A 20,424-nucleotide genomic window follows, 5' to 3' on the forward strand; every position below is an offset into this window, starting at 1 on the left:
AAAAAATAAAAAGGACATTAACATGGCTGAAGTATTCAAAAACTATATCAACGGGAAATGGGTAGATGCAAAGTCGGGGAAAACTTTTGAAAACAGAAATCCTGCCAATTGGGACGATTTAATCGGTGTGTTTCCAAAATCAAGTGCCGAAGATGTTGAAGAAGCTGTAAAAGCTGCTAAAAAGGCATATCAATCTTGGCGACTTGTTCCCCCTCCAAAGCGTGCGGACATAATTAAGAAAGCTGCTGACCTTCTCGTCCAGAGGAAAGAAGAAATCGCTCGTGAGATGACACGCGAGATGGGAAAGATTTTGCTTGAAACTCGTGGGGATGTTCAAGAAGGTATTGATACAGGATACTACGCAGCTGGCGAAGGGCGAAGGTTATTTAGTTTCACAACAACTTCTGAACTACCAAATAAGTTTGCAATGGCAATTCGCTTGCCAGTTGGAGTTGCTGGACTTATAACGCCTTGGAATTTCCCGATGGCAATACCAACTTGGAAAATTTTCCCGGCTCTTGTAGCAGGAAACACGGTCGTTTTCAAACCAGCTTCAGATACACCGAAGACAGCAACTACTCTTGTTCAAATTCTTGAAGAAGCAGGCGTTCCAGAAGGAGTTGTCAACCTTGTCCACGGTGGGGGCAATGAGGTTGGGATGGCAATTGTAAGACATCCAGATATTGATTTGATAAGCTTTACAGGTTCAACCGCAGTTGGCAAAATTCTTTCAAGGGAAGCAGCGAACACACTGAAGCGAGTTTCGCTTGAAATGGGAGGAAAAAACGCTCAAATAGTTCTTGAAGATGCCAATCTTGAGCTCGCCCTTGACGGCGTTGTCTGGGGAGCTTTCGGGACCTCAGGGCAAAGATGTACCGCAACAAGTAGGTTAATACTTCACGAAGCAATTTATGATCAATTCATTGAAATGCTTGTTGAAAGAGTTAAGAAATTAAAAGTCGGAAATGGTCTTGATGAATCTACGGAGATGGGTCCAATTATAAATGAAGCACAACTTAACAAAATTCACGAATATGTTGAGATCGGAAAGCAAGAGGGAGCAAAATTGTTGATCGGAGGGCATAGGTTAACAGGTGGAGAGTATGACAAAGGTTGGTTTTACGCACCAACGATTTTCGTTGATGTCCATCCAAAAATGAGAATCGCACAAGAGGAAATCTTCGGACCAGTTCTTAGCGTTATAAAAGTTAAATCATTTGAGGAAGCAATTGAAGTTATAAATGATAGCGCATATGGGTTATCATCATCAATTTATACAAGAGATGTTAACAAGGCATTTAGAGCAATAAGAGATATCCAAGCTGGAATAACATACATCAACGCTCCAACGATCGGTGCTGAAACACATTTACCATTTGGTGGTGTAAAGCAAACTGGAAATGGTCATCGTGAAGGTGGATGGACGGTGTTTGATTTCTTCACAGAGATAAAAACAGTTTATGTAGATTATAGCGACAAATTGCAGAGAGCGCAAATTGACACTTACAAAGAGTAAAAACGAGGGGGGCTATGCCCCCGCTATTTTTAATACTTGCACTGATAAAATTTTGAGAGTTTTTGCAACGGATTTGCTGAAATTATTTTTATTTTATATCTTTTAGTGAATGGTCAAAATTCGTTCGTTTTGATCTGTATAAGTGGGCGGGAAAGGATTGAAAATTTGCAAAAACTAAAATTTTTTTGCCTAAAAAATATATGGGCGAAAAATTTCTTGCCAGTTTAATTGCCTTCTTTCTTATTGTAATCACCGCGGGTTTAATTTATTTCAACGAGCACGCGCTTATTAGAAATTTTGAAAACTATATCCACAATAAGGCCAATGTTTTGCTTTTGGCTTTAAAGCATGAGATAAAATCGGGTTTTGTTAAGGGTGAATCAGACAGAATTTTTGAGCTTGTGAAAAATTATAAGGATCTTCCTGACATAAGACTAATAGCGATATTTGATAGCTTGGGCAGGCTTATGTTTCATACAGGCGAGAGTAGTGAAATCCCTGTTAACCTTCAATATAAGCAGAATATTTTAAGATATGTTCCTGAAAAAGAATGTTACGAGATCTTTTCGCCAGTTGAGGACGGCAACAGGAAAATTGCTTCTGTTCTTGTTAAAATAGATGCAGTTACTTATAGGGAAAATATAACGAAGGCAAATTTACTTATTTTTAGTTTAATTGCCATCGCTATAATTCTGGGCTTTGCCACAGTAATATCAAGTTTCAATCGTCGGGTAGTGAAACCTATCTCAAGGGTTTCAGGGCTTATGCAGGATATAGCTCGTGGAGTTTACAATGTCCAGATTGATGTGCCTCGCTCATCCGAAATTTATGATTTTGCCGAAAGCTTTAATCAAATGGTTAAGCTTATTGATGAAAAAGAAAGACGACTTGAGAAACAAAAATTTCAGTTTAAGTTAATATCTGAAATCTCACGACTCGGGCTTGATATTAAATCCCTGGATGATTTCTTTAAAAATGTTGCTTCGCTTATAAGAAATGAGTTTAATTTTCTAAATGTCCTTTATTACACTGTTGATCAATCAAAAAAGTTAAAATTGACAGCAGTTTCTGGCTATCTTGAGGATTACATTGATGAAAGTTATATCATTGAGGTTGGTTATGGAGTTGCTGGATCTGCGGTATTGCTTGGCGATGTTGTGGTTATAAATGATGTTTCAAAAAGTCCCCAGTTTGTCCCTCTTTATGATGCACCTATCCAATCTGAAATGGCGATTCCGATCAGGAATAAGGGGAAAATGGTCGGCGTTTTGGATATAAGTTCTGAAAAGATAAATGCCTTCACTTCCGAAGATATCAGAGTTTTCAAAACGATCGCCGAAACCATAACCGTTATACTTGAAAAATTTGACTCAACGATGGAAAATATAAAATTACTTTTCAAACTTGAATCAGTTTATAAATTAACACAAGATCTTGTCTTACTGAAAGATATTGATAAGATTCTTGAAAGCGTGGTCAGAATAATTTATTCCGTTCTCGGAAAGAAGGAACTTGTCGTTGAAATTTATGAAAAGGTCGGGGATCAATTCGTGATGAAGAAAATATATGGTGCTTTAAAGGAATCATTACCGTATGAATATGTTCAATCAATTGACGAGGGAATAATAGGCAAGGCAGTTAAGGAAAAAAGGTTGATTTACATACCTGATATTTTTCTTGAACCTGAAGCAAAAAGATTTTATAAAACGACTTCCTCGGAGGTTGTTGTCCCATTGATTGTAAATAATGAAGTTATAGGAGTTATAAATTGCGAATCTGAGGCAATTAATGCTTTTGATAATATTGATCTACTTATTCTTCAAACAATTGCTGACATGCTTTCAATCGCAATTCATAATGCGAAAATGTATCAGGAAGTTTTGGAATCGGAAAATAAATATCGGACCATATATGAGAATTCAAGTGAGGCTATTTTCAGAATTGATGAAGAGGGCAACTTTATTGATGTAAATCCTGCTTTTGAGAGAATTTTTGGGTTTAATGTTAGAGATAAAATTAATCTTTATGATTTGTTTGCCTCCGATGAAGTCGCTTTAAAGTTTAAAAGAGAAATTTTAACTTATGGGCAAGTTTTGGGATTTGATGCGCAGTTGAAGAATAGATCGGGGGAAATCTTAAATGTTAAAATTTCTTTGAAAAGTTCGGGCGCGAGCTATTACGATGGCGCAATAGTTGATTTGACGGAGTATTTAAAAATGCGAGACAAAATTTATGAGGCTGATAAGCTTCGTGGGCTTGCACAGATAGCTGGTGGAATGGCTCACGAATTTAATAACATATTCGCTGGAATCCTCGGATCAGCTCAACTTATAAAAATGAGATTTCCAAACGAAGAAAAACTCTGCTACTGGGCTGATATAATTGAAAGGGCAACAATAAGGGGAGCTGAACTTGTTAAGAAACTAATTGGATACGCAAGGGGCGGAAAATTCAAAATTTCAAATTTGAATATAAATGAGCTCATCATTGAAACACTTCAAAGCTTCGACTTGGAAGAAAAAATAATCATAAAAACTGAACTTGAGCCCGAGATACCAGAAATTTCAGGGGATCGTGAACAGCTAATTCAGGTTTTGTATAATGTAATTCAAAATGGAATTGAAGCAATGGAAAATGGTGGAACTTTATATATAAAAACTGATTACGGATGGTTTGATGAAAAAACCGTGAAAGATCCTGAATTTACCGCGGGTCAGTATGTCCGAGTCTCAATCACTGATACTGGCATAGGGATGTCTGATGAAATTGTGAAAAGGATCTTTGAGCCATTCTTTACAACAAAAAGGGCAATGGGTAAAAGCGGACTTGGATTATCAATGGCTTATGGTGTTATTAAAAATCACGGTGGATATATAACTGTGTCAAGCGTACCTGGCAAGGGCTCAAGTTTTGAGATATTCTTGCCTGTATTGAAAAGCGATACAAACTATAAATTCTACCAAAACAGCGAAATCAAAGTTGAAAATTTTAATCGTTGATGATGAAGAATTTCTTGGAATTGTCCTTGCGGACATTTTACATGAGCTTGGACATGAAGTAATTCAGGCAAGCGATGGGGTTGAAGCTTTGAAAATTTACAAAGAATTGAAAAATGAAATTGATCTTGTGATGCTTGATGTAATAATGCCGTTTATGGATGGTTTTGAGGTTTTTAGAAGACTTAAAGAGATGGATGAAGATGTGAAAGTTGTATTTACATCCGGATTTTCAGCCGATAAAAAAATGATTGATTTAATTTCTGTTGAGAAAAACCTTAGATATATCACGAAACCTTATCAGGTTGAGGAAATTAAGGAAGTTATAGGTAGTTTCTTTGCAACAAATCAAGAATGACACCATACCTTACTCCTCTATCGCTTGTAATTATTCTGTTAAAGTTGAATTTTTTCATAAATTCTCGTAGGATCAAAATGCCGGCAAATATGACATCTTCCCTTCCTTTTGAAATTTGCGGAATTTTACCGATCTCATCAGAGCTAAGCTTTTTAAAAGTTTCATATATCTTTTCAATCGTTTCAAAAGTCATTTCGTGCATGTTAACTTTTTCTCCATCATAGATTTCAAGTTTTAAATCGTAGGCTGAAAGGGTTGTGACGGTTGCAGCAACTCCGACAAGAACCGAGTTCTTAAAATCAAAGTCGGGTTCAATTTTTTGAAATTCTTGGGTTATAAAATTTCTTGCTTCGTTTATTTCTTCCTCAAACGGAGGCGAATGTTTGAGAAATTTCTCGGTTATTCTTACTGTCCCGATGTCAAGTGAGATAAATTTTTTTATCTCAAAACCATGACCATTTATTATTTCGGTGCTACCTCCACCGATATCAATTACAGTGATTTTTGAACTTAAAAATCTTGGCTCAATACCGCTTACAGCTCCAAGGTATGTTAACCTTGCCTCTTCCTCACCAGATATTACTTTTATTTTGATACCTGTTTCCTGGGCTATAAAATCAATGAATTCAACTTTATTTCTTGCGTCCCTTAAAGCGCTCGTCCCAATTGCTATTATTTTGTCAACCTTGAAATTTTCAGCGATCGTTTTAAATTCAGAAAGTGCCTTTAATACCTTTTCAAATGCTTCTTTTTGTATAAAACCAGTCGCATCAACATTTTTACCGAGTCGTGCTATTACTTGGGCGTTGTATAACGGGATTATTTTTCCGTCTATAACTTCTGCAATTAGAAGCAAAATTGTATTTGTTCCGATATCTATTGAGGCGATTCTGAGTGATTTATTTTCTTGCAACGATCGCAACCCATTCATTTTCTTTTAAAACATCAATTATTTCAAAGTTTTGCAAGCGAAGATATTCTTCAATTGTTCCTTGTTCAACATCAATGAAGCCCGATATGATTAAAAATCCTTTGTCTTTGAGCTTATCATAGAAACTTTCCATCATGTTGATTATTGCGTTCTTATTTATGTTTGCGAGGATAAAATCAAAATCTTTATCTTTCACATCATCAATTGAACCGAGAATTGATTTGAATTTATCTTTCACATTGTTTATTTCTGCGTTTTCAATTGAATTTTCATAAGCCCATTGGTCGTTATCAACTCCGATCACCATTTTGGCACCGAGTTTAGCTGAAGCGATCGCAAGCACTCCAGAGCCAGTTCCGATGTCAAGGACTTTAGAATCTTTGTAAAGATATTTTTCAATTGCTTTTAGCATAAGTCGTGTGGTCTCGTGGTGCCCTGTTCCGAAAGACATTTTGGGATCAATTTCAATAATAATTTTATTTGGTTTATGGTATTCTTTCCAAGTCGGTTTTATAACAAACTTTTCGCCGACCTCAATCGGTTCAATGCTTTGTTCCCATATCTCGTTCCAGTTTTTTTCGGCAACTTCGTTTACAGAGACAATCGCTTTGGATGCTTTTTCTTGAAGATAATTCAAGAAAATTTTTTCTTTTTCTTCGGTCCAATTTTCTTTTTTGAAATAGCATTTTATAGAGTTTTCTTCTTCCCAGCATCCTTCGGTTTCAAGTTCGCTGGCTAAGTAAATCACTTCATCTTTTAGTTCATCAGGAACATTTGATATGGACACTTCAATCCATTGTTTCATTGTTTATGAAAAAAATGTGTTTTTTGAGTTGGTGCGCTAACGATATGTTGTAGGTTAAGGTAATTATTTTCTTGCAACAAAGCAAGTTTTTTTGTAAAATTGAAATGGAAAGCAAATAAAATCATTCCATGAGATGAGAAAGATAATTTTACTTTTGTTTTTGGGATTGAGCCAAGCGTTCGCAGATAATTTTGTGTATGTGATAAAAGTTGAAGGAACGATAAACCCGGCAACAGCTGAATATATTTCAAGCTCAATAAAGAAAGCGACTGAAGAAGGAGCAGAATGTCTTGTCATAGAGCTTGACACACCAGGTGGTCTTCTTGAATCAACACGGACAATTGTTAAAGCAATTCTTGGAGCTGAAATTCCAGTGGTTGTTTTTGTTTACCCGTCAGGTGCGCGCGCTGGTTCAGCTGGCGTTTTTATAACTCTTTCAGCTCATATCGCAGTGATGGCTCCAGGGACGAACATAGGAGCTGCTCATCCTGTGGGGCTTGGTGGAATGGGTGATACTTCAAGAGTAATGGAGCAAAAAATCACAAATGATGCTGCAGCTTTCGTGCGAACGATAGCTGAAAAAAGGAACAGAAATGTCAAATGGGCGGAGAAAGCAGTGCGTGAGAGCATCTCATCAACTGAAACAGAAGCTTTGAAAGACAGTGTAATTGATCTAATTGCGAGGGATTTGAAAGACCTGCTTGAGAAAATTGATGGACGCGTTGTAAAAGTTGATTCAAAAGAGAAAATCTTAAAAACGAAAGACGCTACTATAAAATTTGTTGAAATGAACTGGCGCGAGAGGTTGCTCGCTTTAATAAGTGATCCGAATATCGCATATATTTTGCTTTTGCTTGGAATCTATGGGATTTTGTTTGAACTTTATAATCCTGGTTCCATCTTCCCCGGAGTTATCGGTGCGATTTGTCTGATACTTGCTTTTTATTCACTGCAAGCTTTGCCAATCAACTACGCAGGTCTTGCTTTGATTATACTTGGCATAATTTTGCTATTGCTTGAAATCAAAATTGTAAGCCATGGTATTTTAACCATCGGTGGGGCAATTTCACTTTTGCTTGGTTCAATAATGTTAATAAATTCGCCATTTGAACTTATGCAGATCTCATTAACAGTTATAATAACTGCTGTCGCTTTAACCGTTCTATTTTTCCTCTTTGCGATAGGAATGGCTTTGAAAGCACAAACCAGAAGACCAACCACCGGAAGGGAAGCGTTGATAGGTGAAACGGGAATTGCTCTCACTCAATTTAGACCAGCGAAAGATGGATGGGCAACAGGACAAGTAAGAGTTCATGGGGAAATATGGAAAGCGATAAGCCAAGATAAAATTAATCCGAATGAAGAGATAGTTGTAAAAGGCATTGAAGGTTTAACATTAAAAGTTGAAAAAGCAGATAAGAAGGAAAGTTAAAAAATCAAATTTGGAGGCAGGCTTATGACGATATCACTTTTAACGGTTATAGTAGTATTTTTAATCATCATACTTTCAAGTGCTATAAGGGTTCTTCGTGAATACGAAAGAGGGGTGATTTTCCGACTTGGTAGATTAATAGGTGCTAAAGGACCTGGGCTTATATTTTTAATCCCAATAATTGATAGAATGGTAAAGGTGAGCTTAAGAACAGTTGCTCTTGATGTTCCACCGCAAGATGTAATAACGAGGGACAATGTTTCAATTAAGGTTAATGCTGTCGTCTATTTTAGAGTCGTTGATCCTGAGAAGGCAATAGTTGAAGTTGAAGATTATCTTTATGCGACTTCGCAGCTTTCCCAAACAACTTTGCGAAGCGTTTTAGGTCAAAGTGAACTTGATGAAATTCTTGCCGAAAGAGAGAAAATTAACCAAAATCTCCAACAAATAATTGACGCACACACCGATCCGTGGGGTATTAAGGTTTCAATGGTTGAAATAAAACATGTTGATCTTCCTGAAGAAATGAAGAGAGCAATGGCAAGACAAGCAGAGGCGGAAAGAGAAAGGAGAGCAAAGATAATCAGCGCCGAGGGTGAGTATCAAGCAGCTCAACGCCTTGCAGAAGCAGCTCAGATCATAGGGCAATATCCGACAGCAATACAACTTAGATTTCTGCAAACATTAACTGAGGTCGCTTCTGAAAAGAATTCCACAACAATTTTCCCGATCCCGATTGAGCTTATAAAACCATTTATTGAGTCAGGGGACAAGAAAAAATAAAATAAAGGAAAATTGTTTTGAATCTCCTCGTTGTCGGTTCTATAGCACTTGATACAATTGAAACACCATTTGCTAAAGTTGAGGATACGCCGGGCGGTTCGGCGCTTTATATTTCCATTTCCGCAAGTTATTTTACGAAGTCAATAGGACTTGTTGGAATCGTTGGTGACGATTTCCCAAGAGAAGTAATTGATGATTTGAAAAAGAGAAATGTCAATTTGAATGGATTGAAAATTGTAAGTGGTGGTAAAACATTCAAATGGGCTGGAAGATATCACTATGATATGAACACGAGAGAAACTATCTATACTCATCTAAATGTATTTGCTGATTTTGAACCTGTTATCCCTGATGAGTTCAGGACAAGTGAATATGTTTGTTTAGGAAACATTGATCCAGTTCTTCAAATGAGGGTTCTTGAACAAGTTGATAGCCCAAAGCTTGTCATTGCTGATACGATGAATTTTTGGATTGAAAGGAAATACGAAGAACTTCTTGAGACATTAAAACATGTCAATGTTTTAATTGTAAATGATGCCGAGGCCAGGCAAATAGCAAGGGAACCGAACTTGATAAAAGCGGGAAGGAAAATTCTTGATCTCGGACCTGATATTGTGGTGATCAAGAAAGGCGAACATGGAGCTGTTTTGATGATTGATAGCGTGATCTTTTCCGCTCCTGCTTATCCTATTGAAGCTATTCAAGATCCAACAGGGGCTGGTGATACATTTGCTGGTGGTTTCGCTGGGTGGATAGCTAGAACAGGTGATATCTCTGAAAAAAATTTGAGAAAGGCGGTGATCTATGGAAGCGCAATTGCTTCATTTTGTGTTGAGGACTTTGGTATAAATAGAATCAAAAACTTAACATGGAATGAAATTCAAGAGAGGTTCAAAACTTTTCAGGAGATGACGAGGTTTGAAGTAGATTAGTAAAAATCAAAAAGTGATTGTGGGAAAAATTGTGTATATGTCGTTTCATACAGATCAATGGAGAGCGAAACAACATACGAATTTTTAAAGAGGTGAAAAAACTTTCAGCCGTGGGTACCGTGAAATTAAATGGAAGGGGACTTTTCAAGTTTAATCTTGCCAGAGTGAAAATTTTATAAACATTTCCCTCGTTTTTATTAAATTTAACTGCACTTTTATAACAAAGTTGAAGGTGAAGGTGAAGGTGAAACGATTTTTTCTAATACTGTTTGCCCTGTTCTTTCTGAAGTGTGATGTGAAAGCACTTCAATCAACAGCGGAAAAATTTTTATTCAATGGCAACCCGACTTTAACTGGAATTGATGCTGGGATGTTTCATGATACCAATACGAGATTTAAAATTGATTTATCTGGTAAATGGCTTGCTAAGGTTGAGGGGGAGAAAAAGTGGTTTGAGGTGTTGGTTCCCTCAGCTTACAACTTTACAGGTAAAGTGACATTTAGAAAAAATTTCGTTATTTCAGATACCCTTGTTCGGAGCAAAGTTTTGTTTCTTGTCGCTTATGGAATAAACTATGAGTGTCAAATTTTCATCAATGGTCAATTTCTTACAAGGCATATCGGAGGATATACATCCTTTGTCGTGAGGATTCCAGATAGAATGTTAAACGCAGGTGAGAACATATTGGAAATTCAAGTAAACAATGAACTTAATTCAAAAACAACTATCCCATTGAGGCATCAAGTTTGGGCTTGGAGAAATTATGGCGGAATTTATAGGGATATTTACATACTTGCTACTCCGAAAGTTTGGGTGGATGATGCGCGAGTTTTATATTCATTTGCCTCAAATTATTCGGTTTTGAACGGCGAGGTTGATACCTACCTTTCTTCCGTTGAAATATCAGAATATTTTGTTAACAAAAATTTTGAAATTCAACTTCAAATCTTTGAAAAAAACGGTGAAGTATTCGTAACAGCGACAAAGCCGTTGACATTTTTCATTGATGATTCAAGAAGCTTAAGAGTTAAAATCCCGTTTTCAATTTATGCTCCAAAGCTTTGGTCGCCAGAAGAGCCTACACTTTACATTTTAAAACTTATCGTTTCAAATCTTGGTAAGGTTGTTGACGAGTTCATCATTGTAACAGGCTTTAGAGAGATAAAAATTAGTGGTGGTGATATTTATTTAAATGGACGGAGGATTGTCTTGAAAGGGATTTCAAGGCACGAGGATCATCCAAATTTTGGAAACGCCTTAACTTATGAGGAGATGGAAAGGGATATGGTTTTGATAAAAAATATGGGAGCAAACGCAGTTCGCCTCGGACACTATCCACCGCATCCATATGTCCTCAATCTATGCGATAGATATGGGCTCCTTGTTCTGGAAGAGATACCGGTTTGGAATGTTCCTGCTGATATATTAACGACTGAAAGGTACATCTCCCTTGCAAAGGATTATATCGCAGAAATGATAAATAGAGACAAAAACCATCCAAGCGTCTTAGCGTGGGGAATTGGAAATGAGTTTGATTCTGCAAATGAAAAAGTCAGAAAATATGTCAGGGAAATGGTTAAGTTTGTTAAGTCAATTGATGATAGACCAGTTTACTATGCTTCAAGGATGATAAAAAATGATGTTTGCGCTGACCTTGTTGATCTCGCTTGCGTAAATGTCTATGTTGATAATATTGAAAAATTTTCAGAGATGTTAGAGTTGTGGAAGAAAAAGTATGGCGACAAACCAGTTATTGTAACTGAATATGGCAAGGCAGTTCAAATTGGAAATAGAAATGGTTATTCTGATCCGCTTTCTTATGAAAGTCAAGCAAAATATATACTTGAGCGATACAGGTTAATTCAAGAGATGAATTATGATGGCTCTTTTGTTTGGACCTTTGCTGATTGGAGAGGCGAGCGACCTGTTATGACCCTTCCGAATCCAGACCTTTATCTTTACACTATGGGTGTTGTTTCATACCACAGGGAGAGAAGACCAGCTTATGAAGTTTTGAAGGCACTTTACACAGATGGGAAAGTCCCAACACTTGCAATTGGGGATTATTCTGAAAATATTCCAGAAATTTATACGATTTTTGCCATAGTTCTTCTTCTTTCGCTTTCGTATATCTATTACTCATATCGTTGGTTTAGGGAAAATTTCAACAGAGCAATTTTCAGACCTTATAATTTCTTCGCTGACATCAGGGATCAATATTCAATTTCATTTGGGCAAACGAGTGTGCTGGCGTTGATAATCTCTGCAACGCTTGGTGTTTTCATAGCTGGGGTTTTGAATAGATTAAAGCAAAATGAGTATCTTGATTATATCTTGACACATTTGATTTTCGTTGATTGGTTAAAGGTGAAATTAATCTCAATTGCGTGGAGTCCTATTTCTTCGGTGTTGTATTGTTCGCTTTTTTCATTTGTTTTGATTTTAATTTTGACATTTGCTGTTCAGATTTTTTCAGCGTTTGTCCGGGTTAGGGTTTTTTTAAATCATTCTTATTCAGTTGTTGTATGGTCGTTTTTGCCCGTTATATTTCTTATCCCGATAGATATGGTTTTATATAGGTTGATATTAAATTTTGAAGCTGGGCTTATGATAGTTGGATTTGGTTTGATAGTCCTTCTGATTTCGTTTATCAGGTTGATCAAGGGAATTTCAATAATTTATGAAACAGGGCAATTGCGAGTTTATCTGTTTTCGCTCGGCTTAATTTTAATTTTGTTAAGTGCGCTTTTGATCTTCTACGACTATAAATTCTCAACGCTTGCGTATTTGAAGTTTTTGTTCAATATTTTAAACAGTGTAAAATAAAAAGGGTATGGATGAATGTATCTTTCGCGACTTGAGATCTTTGGCTTTAAATCATTTGCTCAAAAGGTTGAGTTAAAATTTAACGGCGGTATAACAGCAATAGTTGGTCCAAATGGTTGCGGAAAGACCAACATAGTGGACGCAATAAGATGGGTTCTCGGGGAGCAAAGAGCTAGCGTTTTAAGAAGCGACAAAATGGAGGATGTTATATTTAACGGGACAAAGGAAAGAAAACCACTCGGAATGGCGGAGGTCTCCATCACAATTCAGAACACCAAAGGAATCTTGCCAATGGAATATTCGGAGGTAACTATAACTAGGCGCGTCTTTAGATCGGGCGAGAGCGAGTATTTTTTAAACAAGGTTCCCTGCAGATTAAAGGATATAATTGATTTGTTTGCCGATACGGGGATGGGAGCAAATGCTTACTCCGTGATTGAGCTAAAGATGGTGGAATCGCTTTTAAGTGAGAAAGCGGAAGAAAGAAGAAAACTCTTTGAGGAAGCAGCTGGAATAACGAAATATAAGCAAAGAAAAAAGGTAACATTCAGAAAACTTGAGGATGTGAAAAATGATCTTTCAAGAGTAAACGATATAATCCGCGAGGTTCAAAAAAATGTCGCATCTCTTGAAAGACAAGCGAAAAAAGCTGAAAAATACAATCAAATTCTTGAAGAGCTCAAAAGAAGTGAGCTCTCTCTCTTTGAAAGAGAGTATTCAGAACTTCATAGAACTTTAATCTATCTTGAAGAGACACTCAACGCTGAAAGAAATAAGAAAATAAATATCGGCGATGAACTTTCCCGTGGAGAGCAACTCCTTGATGTACTAAAAAGCGAACTTAGGACAATTGAAGAACAAGTTGAGGAAATACATTTGAAAATTGAATTGGGAAATAAAGAGTTAAGTTTGGTAGAACAAGAAATTGTGCTTTTGAAGGAGAGGAAAAAAGTTTTTATAGAGCGAATTGAGAAGGTTTCGCAAGAAAAGCTTGAACTTCAACATCGTATCCATGAATTAAACCAAAAAATTGGCGAGAGAAAATTAGCGCTTGATGCCGTCTCAACCGAAAGAAAGATTTTACAAAGTGAATATACGGAGAAGAAAAAGGAAATTGATCAATTATCATTAGGTCTTGATGAGAAAAGAATTGCGGTTAGAAACTTGAACGAGACACTAATTGAGAAGATGAATCAGATCTCCGATAAAAGAGGGGAAATTGAGAAAACGAGAGGCAAGATGGAAAATTTCAAGGGTAAGCTGGATCTACTAAATGATGAAAAGAACTCGCAGGAGAAGGAGATAAACGATGCTGAAATAGAACTCGGATTTCTTTTTGAAAAGAAGGCGACGCTTTTGAACGAACTTGCGAGCGCTGAGAGGATATTTAATGAAAAGGAAGCGTTAAGAGAAAATTTAAAATCTGAAATTGAGGAATTAAGAAAAAAATCTTTCGCGATTCAAAGCGAGATAAATAAAAGGCTTTCAAAAATTGATTTTTTAAGGGAATTAATTGAAAGGCACGTTGATTTGTCTGAAGGTGCACAATTCCTCGTGCAAAATTACAATCCTAATTTTAAAAGTGTTTCTGATGTTGTGGATGTTGAGCCAGAGCTTTCGTTCGCAATTGAATCAGCGCTTGGGGAGACGGCAGGTTATTTAATCGTTGATACCGTTGAGGAAGCTGAAAGAGCCATTGATATTTTGAAATCACAAAACAAAAGCAAAGTGACTTTTATCTGCCTTGAGAAAATTCCAGAAAATTATGCAACAAATCTCCCAATTCGCGGCAACGGCGTAATCGGTTGGGCAAATGAATTGGTATCTTGCGAAGGAAAGTTCAAGAAGGTAGTTGATCTTTTGCTTGATGAATTTCTCATCGTGAGAGATAAAAGTTCGGCGATTGAGGTTTTAAAAAATTACGGGAATGTCAAGTGCGTAACACTTGAAGGGGAGATCTTCACCGATGAGGGCTTGATTAAAGGTGGGAGCACGAATGGTTCAACACAAAGCGTTATAGGTAAAAGAAAACAAATTGATCTATTGGAAAAAGAGGTTTCAAAGCTAAAAGACGAATTGAATCGTATTCAAAAAGAAATTGAAGAAAAGAGCAATCAAGTTGAAACGATAAATTTAAAAGAACTATCAGACGCCTTGCGAGGCATCCAATCGTCGGTCGTGGAAGTTGAAAAGATGATAAACCAAGTTGAATACAGAAGAAATAGAGCGTTTGAAAGAATCGGCGAGATAGAAAGGGAAAAAGACGAGATTGAAAAAGAGATTGAGAGATTAACGGAAATTTTATCTAAACTTGAAAACGAAATTTCAACGCTTGAAAAGGAAAAAGAAGAAATTGAATATCAACTTTCAATAGCGACATCAGAATTTGAAATGCTTGAGAGGGAATGGAGCATAAAAGCTGAACATGTTTCAGAACTTAACATTAAACTTGTTTCCCTTGAAAATGATGAAAAAAATCTTGAATCAGAGATAAAACGGCTTGAGGATGAACTTGTACGGAACTCGGTGAAAATTAATGAGTGTGAAATTGAAATTGAAGAAAGCAAACTTCAGGTTGAGAATATTGAATTCAAACTGGTTGAACTTGGAGAAAAACATGATCTCCTTGAAAATGAGGTTTCAATGCTTCGCGAGAGATTGAAGGAGGTTCAATCTCAGCACAATGCTAAAATAGTTGAAATCCAATCGCTTGAGAGAAAAATAAAGGACGAAAGAGCTAAATATGAGGAATATGTTAGCGCAATGCACGATATTGAAATGAAGATAAACGAGGTGAAATTGAGAATGCAAAATTTAAGGGAAAGAGCGAAGGAAGAGTATCAAGTGGAACTTGAATATAAAGAATTTGAAGACTATAATATCGCAGTTTTAAGGGAAGAAGTTGAGAATTTGAAAGCGAAGCTTAAACTTCTCGGACCTGTGAACTTGCTTGCGTTTAATGATTATCAGGAGGAAAAAAAGCGACTTGAATTCTTGATTTCGCAGAGAGACGATTTGCTTGAGTCCGAGAAAACGCTTAAGGAAACAATTAATGAAATTAACACAACCGCCGAGAAAAAGTTTCTTGAGACATTTGAAAAAATAAGGGAGAATTTCAAAAGAACATTTGAGACGCTTTTCGGACCTGATAGCGAAGCGGATTTGAAACTCGTCCCGGATGAAAATGGCAACATTGATCCGCTTGAATCAAAAATAGAAATAATGGCGAAGCCGAAGGGAAAGAGATTGCAATCAATAGATCTTTTATCTGCAGGAGAAAAAACCTTAACTGCTATTGCACTTCTTTTCGCAATTTATCTTGTGAAACCAAGTCCATTTTGTGTTTTAGATGAAGTTGATGCACCGCTTGATGATGCAAACATTGACAGATTTATAAATCTTTTGAGGAGCTTCTCAAGTGATACACAATTTATAATAGTCACACATAACAAGAAAACTATGGAAGCAGCTGATACGCTCTACGGTGTAACCATGGAGGAAGAAGGTGTTTCAAAGATCGTTTCGGTAAGGTTCAAACAAGAGGTTGAAAGATAAACATTTTCACAAAGAAAATAACTTTTGCTGAAATATGAACATAAAAATTTTTTGTGATTTTGACGGGACGATAACAAAAAACGATGTCGGAGATCTATTTTTTGAGACATTTGGGGATAAAGATTATTACGCTTCATTGGTTGAAAAATGGCGCGATTATGAGATCTCGTCCAAAGAGATGTGGGAGAAGATCGCAGAGAAGGTAAAGGTTGAAAACGGAGAGGCGGAAAATTTAATTTATTCACAGGAGATTGATCCACATTTTATTGATTTTGTAAAATGGGCTAAAGAAAAGGGAATTGATATTTTCATCCTGAGCGATGGATTTGACTTTTACATAAAGCGAATCCTTGAGAAACACGGGCTCGCTGATATTAAATTTTTTTCTAATCGGATGAGGATAGAAAACGGAAAAGTTAAGCTTGATTTCCCATATCCCGATTCAGTTTGTCGTATTTGTGGAAACTGCAAAAGAAATCATATGCTGACGCTTTCCGGAGATGAAGATATAATCGTTTATATTGGTGATGGTTATTCGGATAGATGTCCGGCGGAGTATGCCGATGTTGTTTTCGGGAAAAAGGAACTTTTGAAGTTTTGTAGAGAGAAAAACATACCAGTTTATGAGTTTGAGACATTCAAGGATGTACTTGATCAATTCCAAAGGTTTTTGAGCGGAAAAAAGAAGTTAAAAAAGAGATGGCAAGCTGAACTTAAACGAAGGGATGTTTTTATGAGGGAATAGCTCTCTGATTTGCTTTCGTAATGATTTCGTGATTAAAAAATGGTGAAAACAAAAAATTATTTGTGGTGAAAACTGATTTCAGACAATTGATTTTTTCTTACAGAAGCTACACTCCAATACCTTTTTTGATTTTGATGATCGTATTTGCGAAACCAACTTTGATGAGTTTGCTGATTGGCTTTGTGATCGCATCAATTGGCGAAGCAGTAAGGATTTGGGGAGTTGGATATGCAGGGGCTGAGACAAGGACAACTGGTCCTGTTGGGGGAAGTAAGCTTGTCACCAACGGACCATATGCCTATGTTAGAAATCCTCTTTACCTTGGAAATATGCTCATATATCTTGGTTTCGGAATTATGTCAATGGCTCTTTTCCCATATCTTCAAATAGTTGGCTTTGTATATTTTTTTGTGCAGTATTATTTAATTGTGACGCTTGAGGAGGAGTACTTAAGCAGGGCATTTGCCGATGAATATGCGAGATATTATAAACATGTTCCGAGGTTTATTCCGAGGTTGAGAAAATATGAATTTGCTGGAAATTTGGAATTTAATTTGAACGAAGCTTTGAGATCAGAGCGAAGAACTTTACAATCATTTTTTGCGGTCACTGCGTTGAATATTATCATCTTTCTTGTGAAAAATAATCTTTTGTTTTCATAACTATGCCAAAGCGATTGATGGTCATAGCTGGTGAGGTATCGGGGGATTCGCATGCTGGAAAAGTTATCTGCAAGATAAAAAAGAATTCACCTGATGTTGAAGTTTTCGGGGTTGGCGGAGAGAGGATGAAGAAATGCGGAGCTGAGTTAATTTATGACATATCCGAGATTTCTTTGATCGGTTTTGTTGATGTATTAAAAAGCTTCGGGAAAATAATTGAGTTGGAAAATCTATGCAAAAGCGAACTATTGCGCCGCAAGCCGGACGCAGTTTTACTCGTGGATTATCCGGGGTTTAATCTCAGGTTTGCGAGATTTGCAAAAGAAAATGGATTCAGGGTTTTTTACTATATTGCTCCGCAGGTTTGGGCATGGGGACGAAGAAGAGTTAAAGTTTTGAAAAATTATGTTGATGAGCTTTTTGTGATATTTAGGTTTGAGGAAGAGTTTTTTAAAAAATACGGAATCAAAGCTGAATTCGTAGGTCATCCATTACTTGAAGATTTGAGCTATTCCGAGATGCAGGATGGCATGACTTTTTTGGAAAAATACGGGATTTCAAATAAAAAAATAATTTCTTTTTTTCCAGGAAGCAGAACTCAAGAAGTTAAAATGATGCTTAAAACGATGGTTGAAGCTGGCAAAATGATCAAAGAGAGGTTTGATGTTGAGATTGTTTTCAGCAGGGCTAAAACCATTGATGAAACCGTGATGAAAAATTTGATCAAGGAAGGTTTTAAAGAGTTTAAATTTATTACCGACTCTCATATGTTGTTAAGATTTTCTCATATTGCAGTGGTAAAAAGCGGGACGACATCGCTTGAAGCTGGAATCCTCGGAGTTCCGATGGTAGTTTGTTATAAAACTTCGCAATTTAATTATTTTTTGGGGCGAATTCTTGTTAAAACAGATGTAATTGAAGGAATCGCTCTTCCAAATATAGTTCTTCGCAAAAGGGTTGTGCCAGAGCTACTACAAAATGATTTCACAGCGGAGAAGATTTTTAGCGAGGTCAGCAAGTATCTTGTGGATGAAAATTTATATCATAATGTCAGAAGAGAACTTTTAAAGATCAGGGATCTTCTGAAAATTGATCTTGCAGGAAAAACAACTTCCGAGATAGTTGCTGAAAAAATCCTATCAAAGATATGATGAAAACTTTATTTAGGTTGTGGCGTATTTTGAGATTTTCGTTCCTCCCGCTTTCGTTTTTTTATGGAATCTTGATCGTGTTAAGAAATTTTTTTTACAGCTGGGGGATTTTTAAAATTAAAAAACTTCCACGACCAGTAATTTCAGTTGGAAATATAATTGCGGGTGGGACCGGAAAGACGCCGATAGTTGAATGGATAGGTAAATATTTTTCTTCGCTTGGGAAAAAAGTTGCGATCTTGAGTCGTGGATACGGAAGGAGAACAAAAGGTTTTGTGTTTGTATCAGACGGTGAAAAGATTTTTGCAAAACCAGATGAGTGCGGTGATGAACCGTTTCAAATGGCTTTGAAATCAATTGAAGAGAAACTTGGATGGATCGTTGCCGTGTGCGAAGATAGATATTTAGCTGGGATGAAAGTTCTTGAAAAATTTGCCGTTGATGTTTTCATACTTGATGATGGTTTTCAAAGAAGGGATATTTATAGGGATCTTGATATAGTGATAATTTCTGGGGAAGAAATAAAAGAATTTTTGATCCCTGCTGGTTTGAAGCGGGAGCCATTGAATTCGTTGAAGAGAGCGGATGTGATATGTTTTAGAAAAAATGTTGATGTCCGTAGCTTCAAACCTTACCTAAAAGAAAATTCGCTGCTGCTCAAATTTGATTACGAGCTTCTTGAAATACGAAAATTTTTTGATTATATTTTAAACAAAAATGAACTTTTAGGCAAAAAAGTAGTGGCCTTTTCAGGCATCGGAAAACACACGAATTTTATAAAACTATTGAAAGACAATAATTTTCAAGTCGTAAAGGAGTTTGAGTTCCCAGATCATCACTGTTATAGCCACCGAGATATTCAGAAGATAGTTGATTCTATTGGTTCAACAGGAGCAGATTTTGCTATTACGACTGAAAAAGATTTTGCAAGGTTATTTGAGATGAAAGAATTGAAAGATTTTCCGTTTTTTTATACAAAGATAGAGGTCAGGTTTTTGGATGCTGGTGAGAATTTAAAACAAAAGCTTTTGGAACTGGTTTAAATGATAAAGGTGGGGGTTTCTTATTGTGATACTAATTTGGAAAATTACATCAAATGGTTGAAGATGGCATCGGTTGAGGTTGAGCCAGTTATCTTGTCTTATAAAGAACTTAACTCAGATGACTTGAAACTTTGCGATGCTCTTCTTCTCACAGGTGGGGATGATGTTCATCCGGAGTTTTACGGTGAGGTGGAGAGAGAGGGTGATAGATATAATCGTGATAGAGATTGGTTTGAGTTTAAACTACTTGACATAGCTTTTGCGAAAAATTTGCCAATCTTGGGAATCTGTAGGGGATTGCAATTAACAAATGTTTACCTTCGCGGGAGTTTGATTTTTGATATTCAAACGGTTATAGGGACAAATCATCGTAAAGATGAGAAAACAAATGAAGATAGATTGCATAATATCTTTGTTCTTGATGATTCAAAGCTTTTCAAGATCGTTGGTGAAAGAGAGGGAGTTGTAAATAGTAGTCATCATCAATCTGCTGATAGAATTGGAGAGAATTTGCGTGTCAGTGCAAAGTGTGATGATGGGGTGATTGAAGGGCTTGAATGGGCTTATGATGATAGATTTGTTTTGCTTGTTCAGTGGCATCCGGAGAGAATGAGGAATTTTGAAAGTGCTTTTTCAAAGAACATACTTGAGGCATTTATCAATTCAATTATTCAAAAATAAATTTTGG

The 20,424-nt window shown here is 36.6% G+C and carries 15 protein-coding genes; 13 read left to right on the forward strand and 2 right to left on the reverse strand.

The genetic code is table 11. The features are described 5' to 3' along the window. The first annotated feature begins 22 nt into the window (after window positions 1-22). From NZ923_08870 to NZ923_08880, 3 genes are all read left to right on the forward strand, one after another. Window positions 23-1,516, forward strand: coding sequence for an aldehyde dehydrogenase family protein (locus NZ923_08870; GenBank protein MCS7230130.1), 1,494 nt, complete (start codon window positions 23-25; stop codon window positions 1,514-1,516). Between the two features lie 200 nt (window positions 1,517-1,716). After that, entirely contained in the window at window positions 1,717-4,515 is a 2,799-nt protein-coding gene (locus tag NZ923_08875) for a GAF domain-containing protein (GenBank protein MCS7230131.1), read from the forward strand. After that, the gene (locus NZ923_08880; protein MCS7230132.1) at window positions 4,496-4,870 is read left to right on the forward strand and encodes a response regulator; all 375 of its coding nucleotides are present in this window, start codon (window positions 4,496-4,498) and stop codon (window positions 4,868-4,870) included. The genes NZ923_08875 and NZ923_08880 overlap by 20 nt, the downstream gene beginning before the upstream one ends. Here the strand turns inward: NZ923_08880 and NZ923_08885 are convergent. Together NZ923_08885 and prmA are read right to left on the reverse strand one after the other, a co-directional pair. Continuing rightward, window positions 4,836-5,801 (reverse strand): Ppx/GppA family phosphatase, encoded by a 966-nt coding sequence (locus tag NZ923_08885; protein MCS7230133.1) that lies wholly within the window; start codon window positions 5,799-5,801, stop codon window positions 4,836-4,838. The genes NZ923_08880 and NZ923_08885 overlap by 35 nt on opposite strands. Further along, complete coding sequence (gene prmA / locus NZ923_08890; protein MCS7230134.1) at window positions 5,770-6,606, reverse strand: 50S ribosomal protein L11 methyltransferase; 837 nt, start codon at window positions 6,604-6,606, stop codon at window positions 5,770-5,772. Before prmA ends, NZ923_08885 begins: the two co-directional genes overlap by 32 nt. 133 nt (window positions 6,607-6,739) lie before the next feature. On the opposite strand from prmA, the gene NZ923_08895 reads away from it, so the two are divergent. From NZ923_08895 to NZ923_08940, 10 genes are all read left to right on the forward strand, one after another. Further along, on the forward strand, window positions 6,740-8,038 hold the full coding sequence (locus NZ923_08895) for a nodulation protein NfeD (protein ID MCS7230135.1): 1,299 nt from the start codon (window positions 6,740-6,742) through the stop codon (window positions 8,036-8,038). A 24-nt stretch (window positions 8,039-8,062) separates the two neighbouring features. Further along, window positions 8,063-8,821 (forward strand): slipin family protein, encoded by a 759-nt coding sequence (locus NZ923_08900; protein MCS7230136.1) that lies wholly within the window; start codon window positions 8,063-8,065, stop codon window positions 8,819-8,821. Window positions 8,822-8,838: 17 nt separating this feature from the next. Then, on the forward strand, window positions 8,839-9,753 hold the full coding sequence (locus tag NZ923_08905) for a PfkB family carbohydrate kinase (protein ID MCS7230137.1): 915 nt from the start codon (window positions 8,839-8,841) through the stop codon (window positions 9,751-9,753). 295 nt (window positions 9,754-10,048) lie between these two features. Continuing rightward, the gene (locus NZ923_08910) at window positions 10,049-12,580 is read left to right on the forward strand and encodes a hypothetical protein (protein ID MCS7230138.1); all 2,532 of its coding nucleotides are present in this window, start codon (window positions 10,049-10,051) and stop codon (window positions 12,578-12,580) included. Window positions 12,581-12,595: 15 nt separating this feature from the next. After that, complete coding sequence (gene smc, locus NZ923_08915) at window positions 12,596-16,135, forward strand: chromosome segregation protein SMC (GenBank protein ID MCS7230139.1); 3,540 nt, start codon at window positions 12,596-12,598, stop codon at window positions 16,133-16,135. A gap of 34 nt (window positions 16,136-16,169) precedes the next feature. Next, on the forward strand, window positions 16,170-16,880 hold the full coding sequence (locus tag NZ923_08920; protein ID MCS7230140.1) for an MtnX-like HAD-IB family phosphatase: 711 nt from the start codon (window positions 16,170-16,172) through the stop codon (window positions 16,878-16,880). A 65-nt stretch (window positions 16,881-16,945) separates the two neighbouring features. Next, the gene (locus NZ923_08925; protein MCS7230141.1) at window positions 16,946-17,542 is read left to right on the forward strand and encodes an isoprenylcysteine carboxylmethyltransferase family protein; all 597 of its coding nucleotides are present in this window, start codon (window positions 16,946-16,948) and stop codon (window positions 17,540-17,542) included. A gap of 2 nt (window positions 17,543-17,544) precedes the next feature. Beyond that, a complete protein-coding gene (gene lpxB / locus NZ923_08930; protein MCS7230142.1) occupies window positions 17,545-18,693 on the forward strand; it encodes a lipid-A-disaccharide synthase in 1,149 nt (382 codons plus the stop codon). 29 nt (window positions 18,694-18,722) lie between these two features. Further along, window positions 18,723-19,736, forward strand: coding sequence for a tetraacyldisaccharide 4'-kinase (lpxK, locus tag NZ923_08935; GenBank protein ID MCS7230143.1), 1,014 nt, complete (start codon window positions 18,723-18,725; stop codon window positions 19,734-19,736). Next, window positions 19,737-20,417, forward strand: a complete 681-nt coding sequence (locus tag NZ923_08940; protein ID MCS7230144.1) for a gamma-glutamyl-gamma-aminobutyrate hydrolase family protein — start codon at window positions 19,737-19,739, stop codon at window positions 20,415-20,417. It begins immediately after the preceding gene. Window positions 20,418-20,424 lie beyond the last annotated feature (7 nt).

The organism is Candidatus Kryptonium sp., from assembly GCA_025060635.1.
Classification (GTDB): domain Bacteria; phylum Bacteroidota; class Ignavibacteria; order Kryptoniales; family Kryptoniaceae; genus Kryptonium.

Coding starts and splice junctions, on each gene's coding strand:
- prmA (MCS7230134.1), bottom strand. CDS start 6,606: ATGAAACAATGGATTGAAGTGTCCATATCAAATGTTCCTGATGAACTA.
- NZ923_08900 (MCS7230136.1), top strand. CDS start 8,063: ATGACGATATCACTTTTAACGGTTATAGTAGTATTTTTAATCATCATA.
- NZ923_08875 (MCS7230131.1), top strand. CDS start 1,717: ATGGGCGAAAAATTTCTTGCCAGTTTAATTGCCTTCTTTCTTATTGTA.
- NZ923_08895 (MCS7230135.1), top strand. CDS start 6,740: ATGAGAAAGATAATTTTACTTTTGTTTTTGGGATTGAGCCAAGCGTTC.
- NZ923_08870 (MCS7230130.1), top strand. CDS start 23: ATGGCTGAAGTATTCAAAAACTATATCAACGGGAAATGGGTAGATGCA.
- NZ923_08920 (MCS7230140.1), top strand. CDS start 16,170: ATGAACATAAAAATTTTTTGTGATTTTGACGGGACGATAACAAAAAAC.
- lpxB (MCS7230142.1), top strand. CDS start 17,545: ATGCCAAAGCGATTGATGGTCATAGCTGGTGAGGTATCGGGGGATTCG.
- smc (MCS7230139.1), top strand. CDS start 12,596: ATGTATCTTTCGCGACTTGAGATCTTTGGCTTTAAATCATTTGCTCAA.
- NZ923_08940 (MCS7230144.1), top strand. CDS start 19,737: ATGATAAAGGTGGGGGTTTCTTATTGTGATACTAATTTGGAAAATTAC.
- NZ923_08885 (MCS7230133.1), bottom strand. CDS start 5,801: ATGAATGGGTTGCGATCGTTGCAAGAAAATAAATCACTCAGAATCGCC.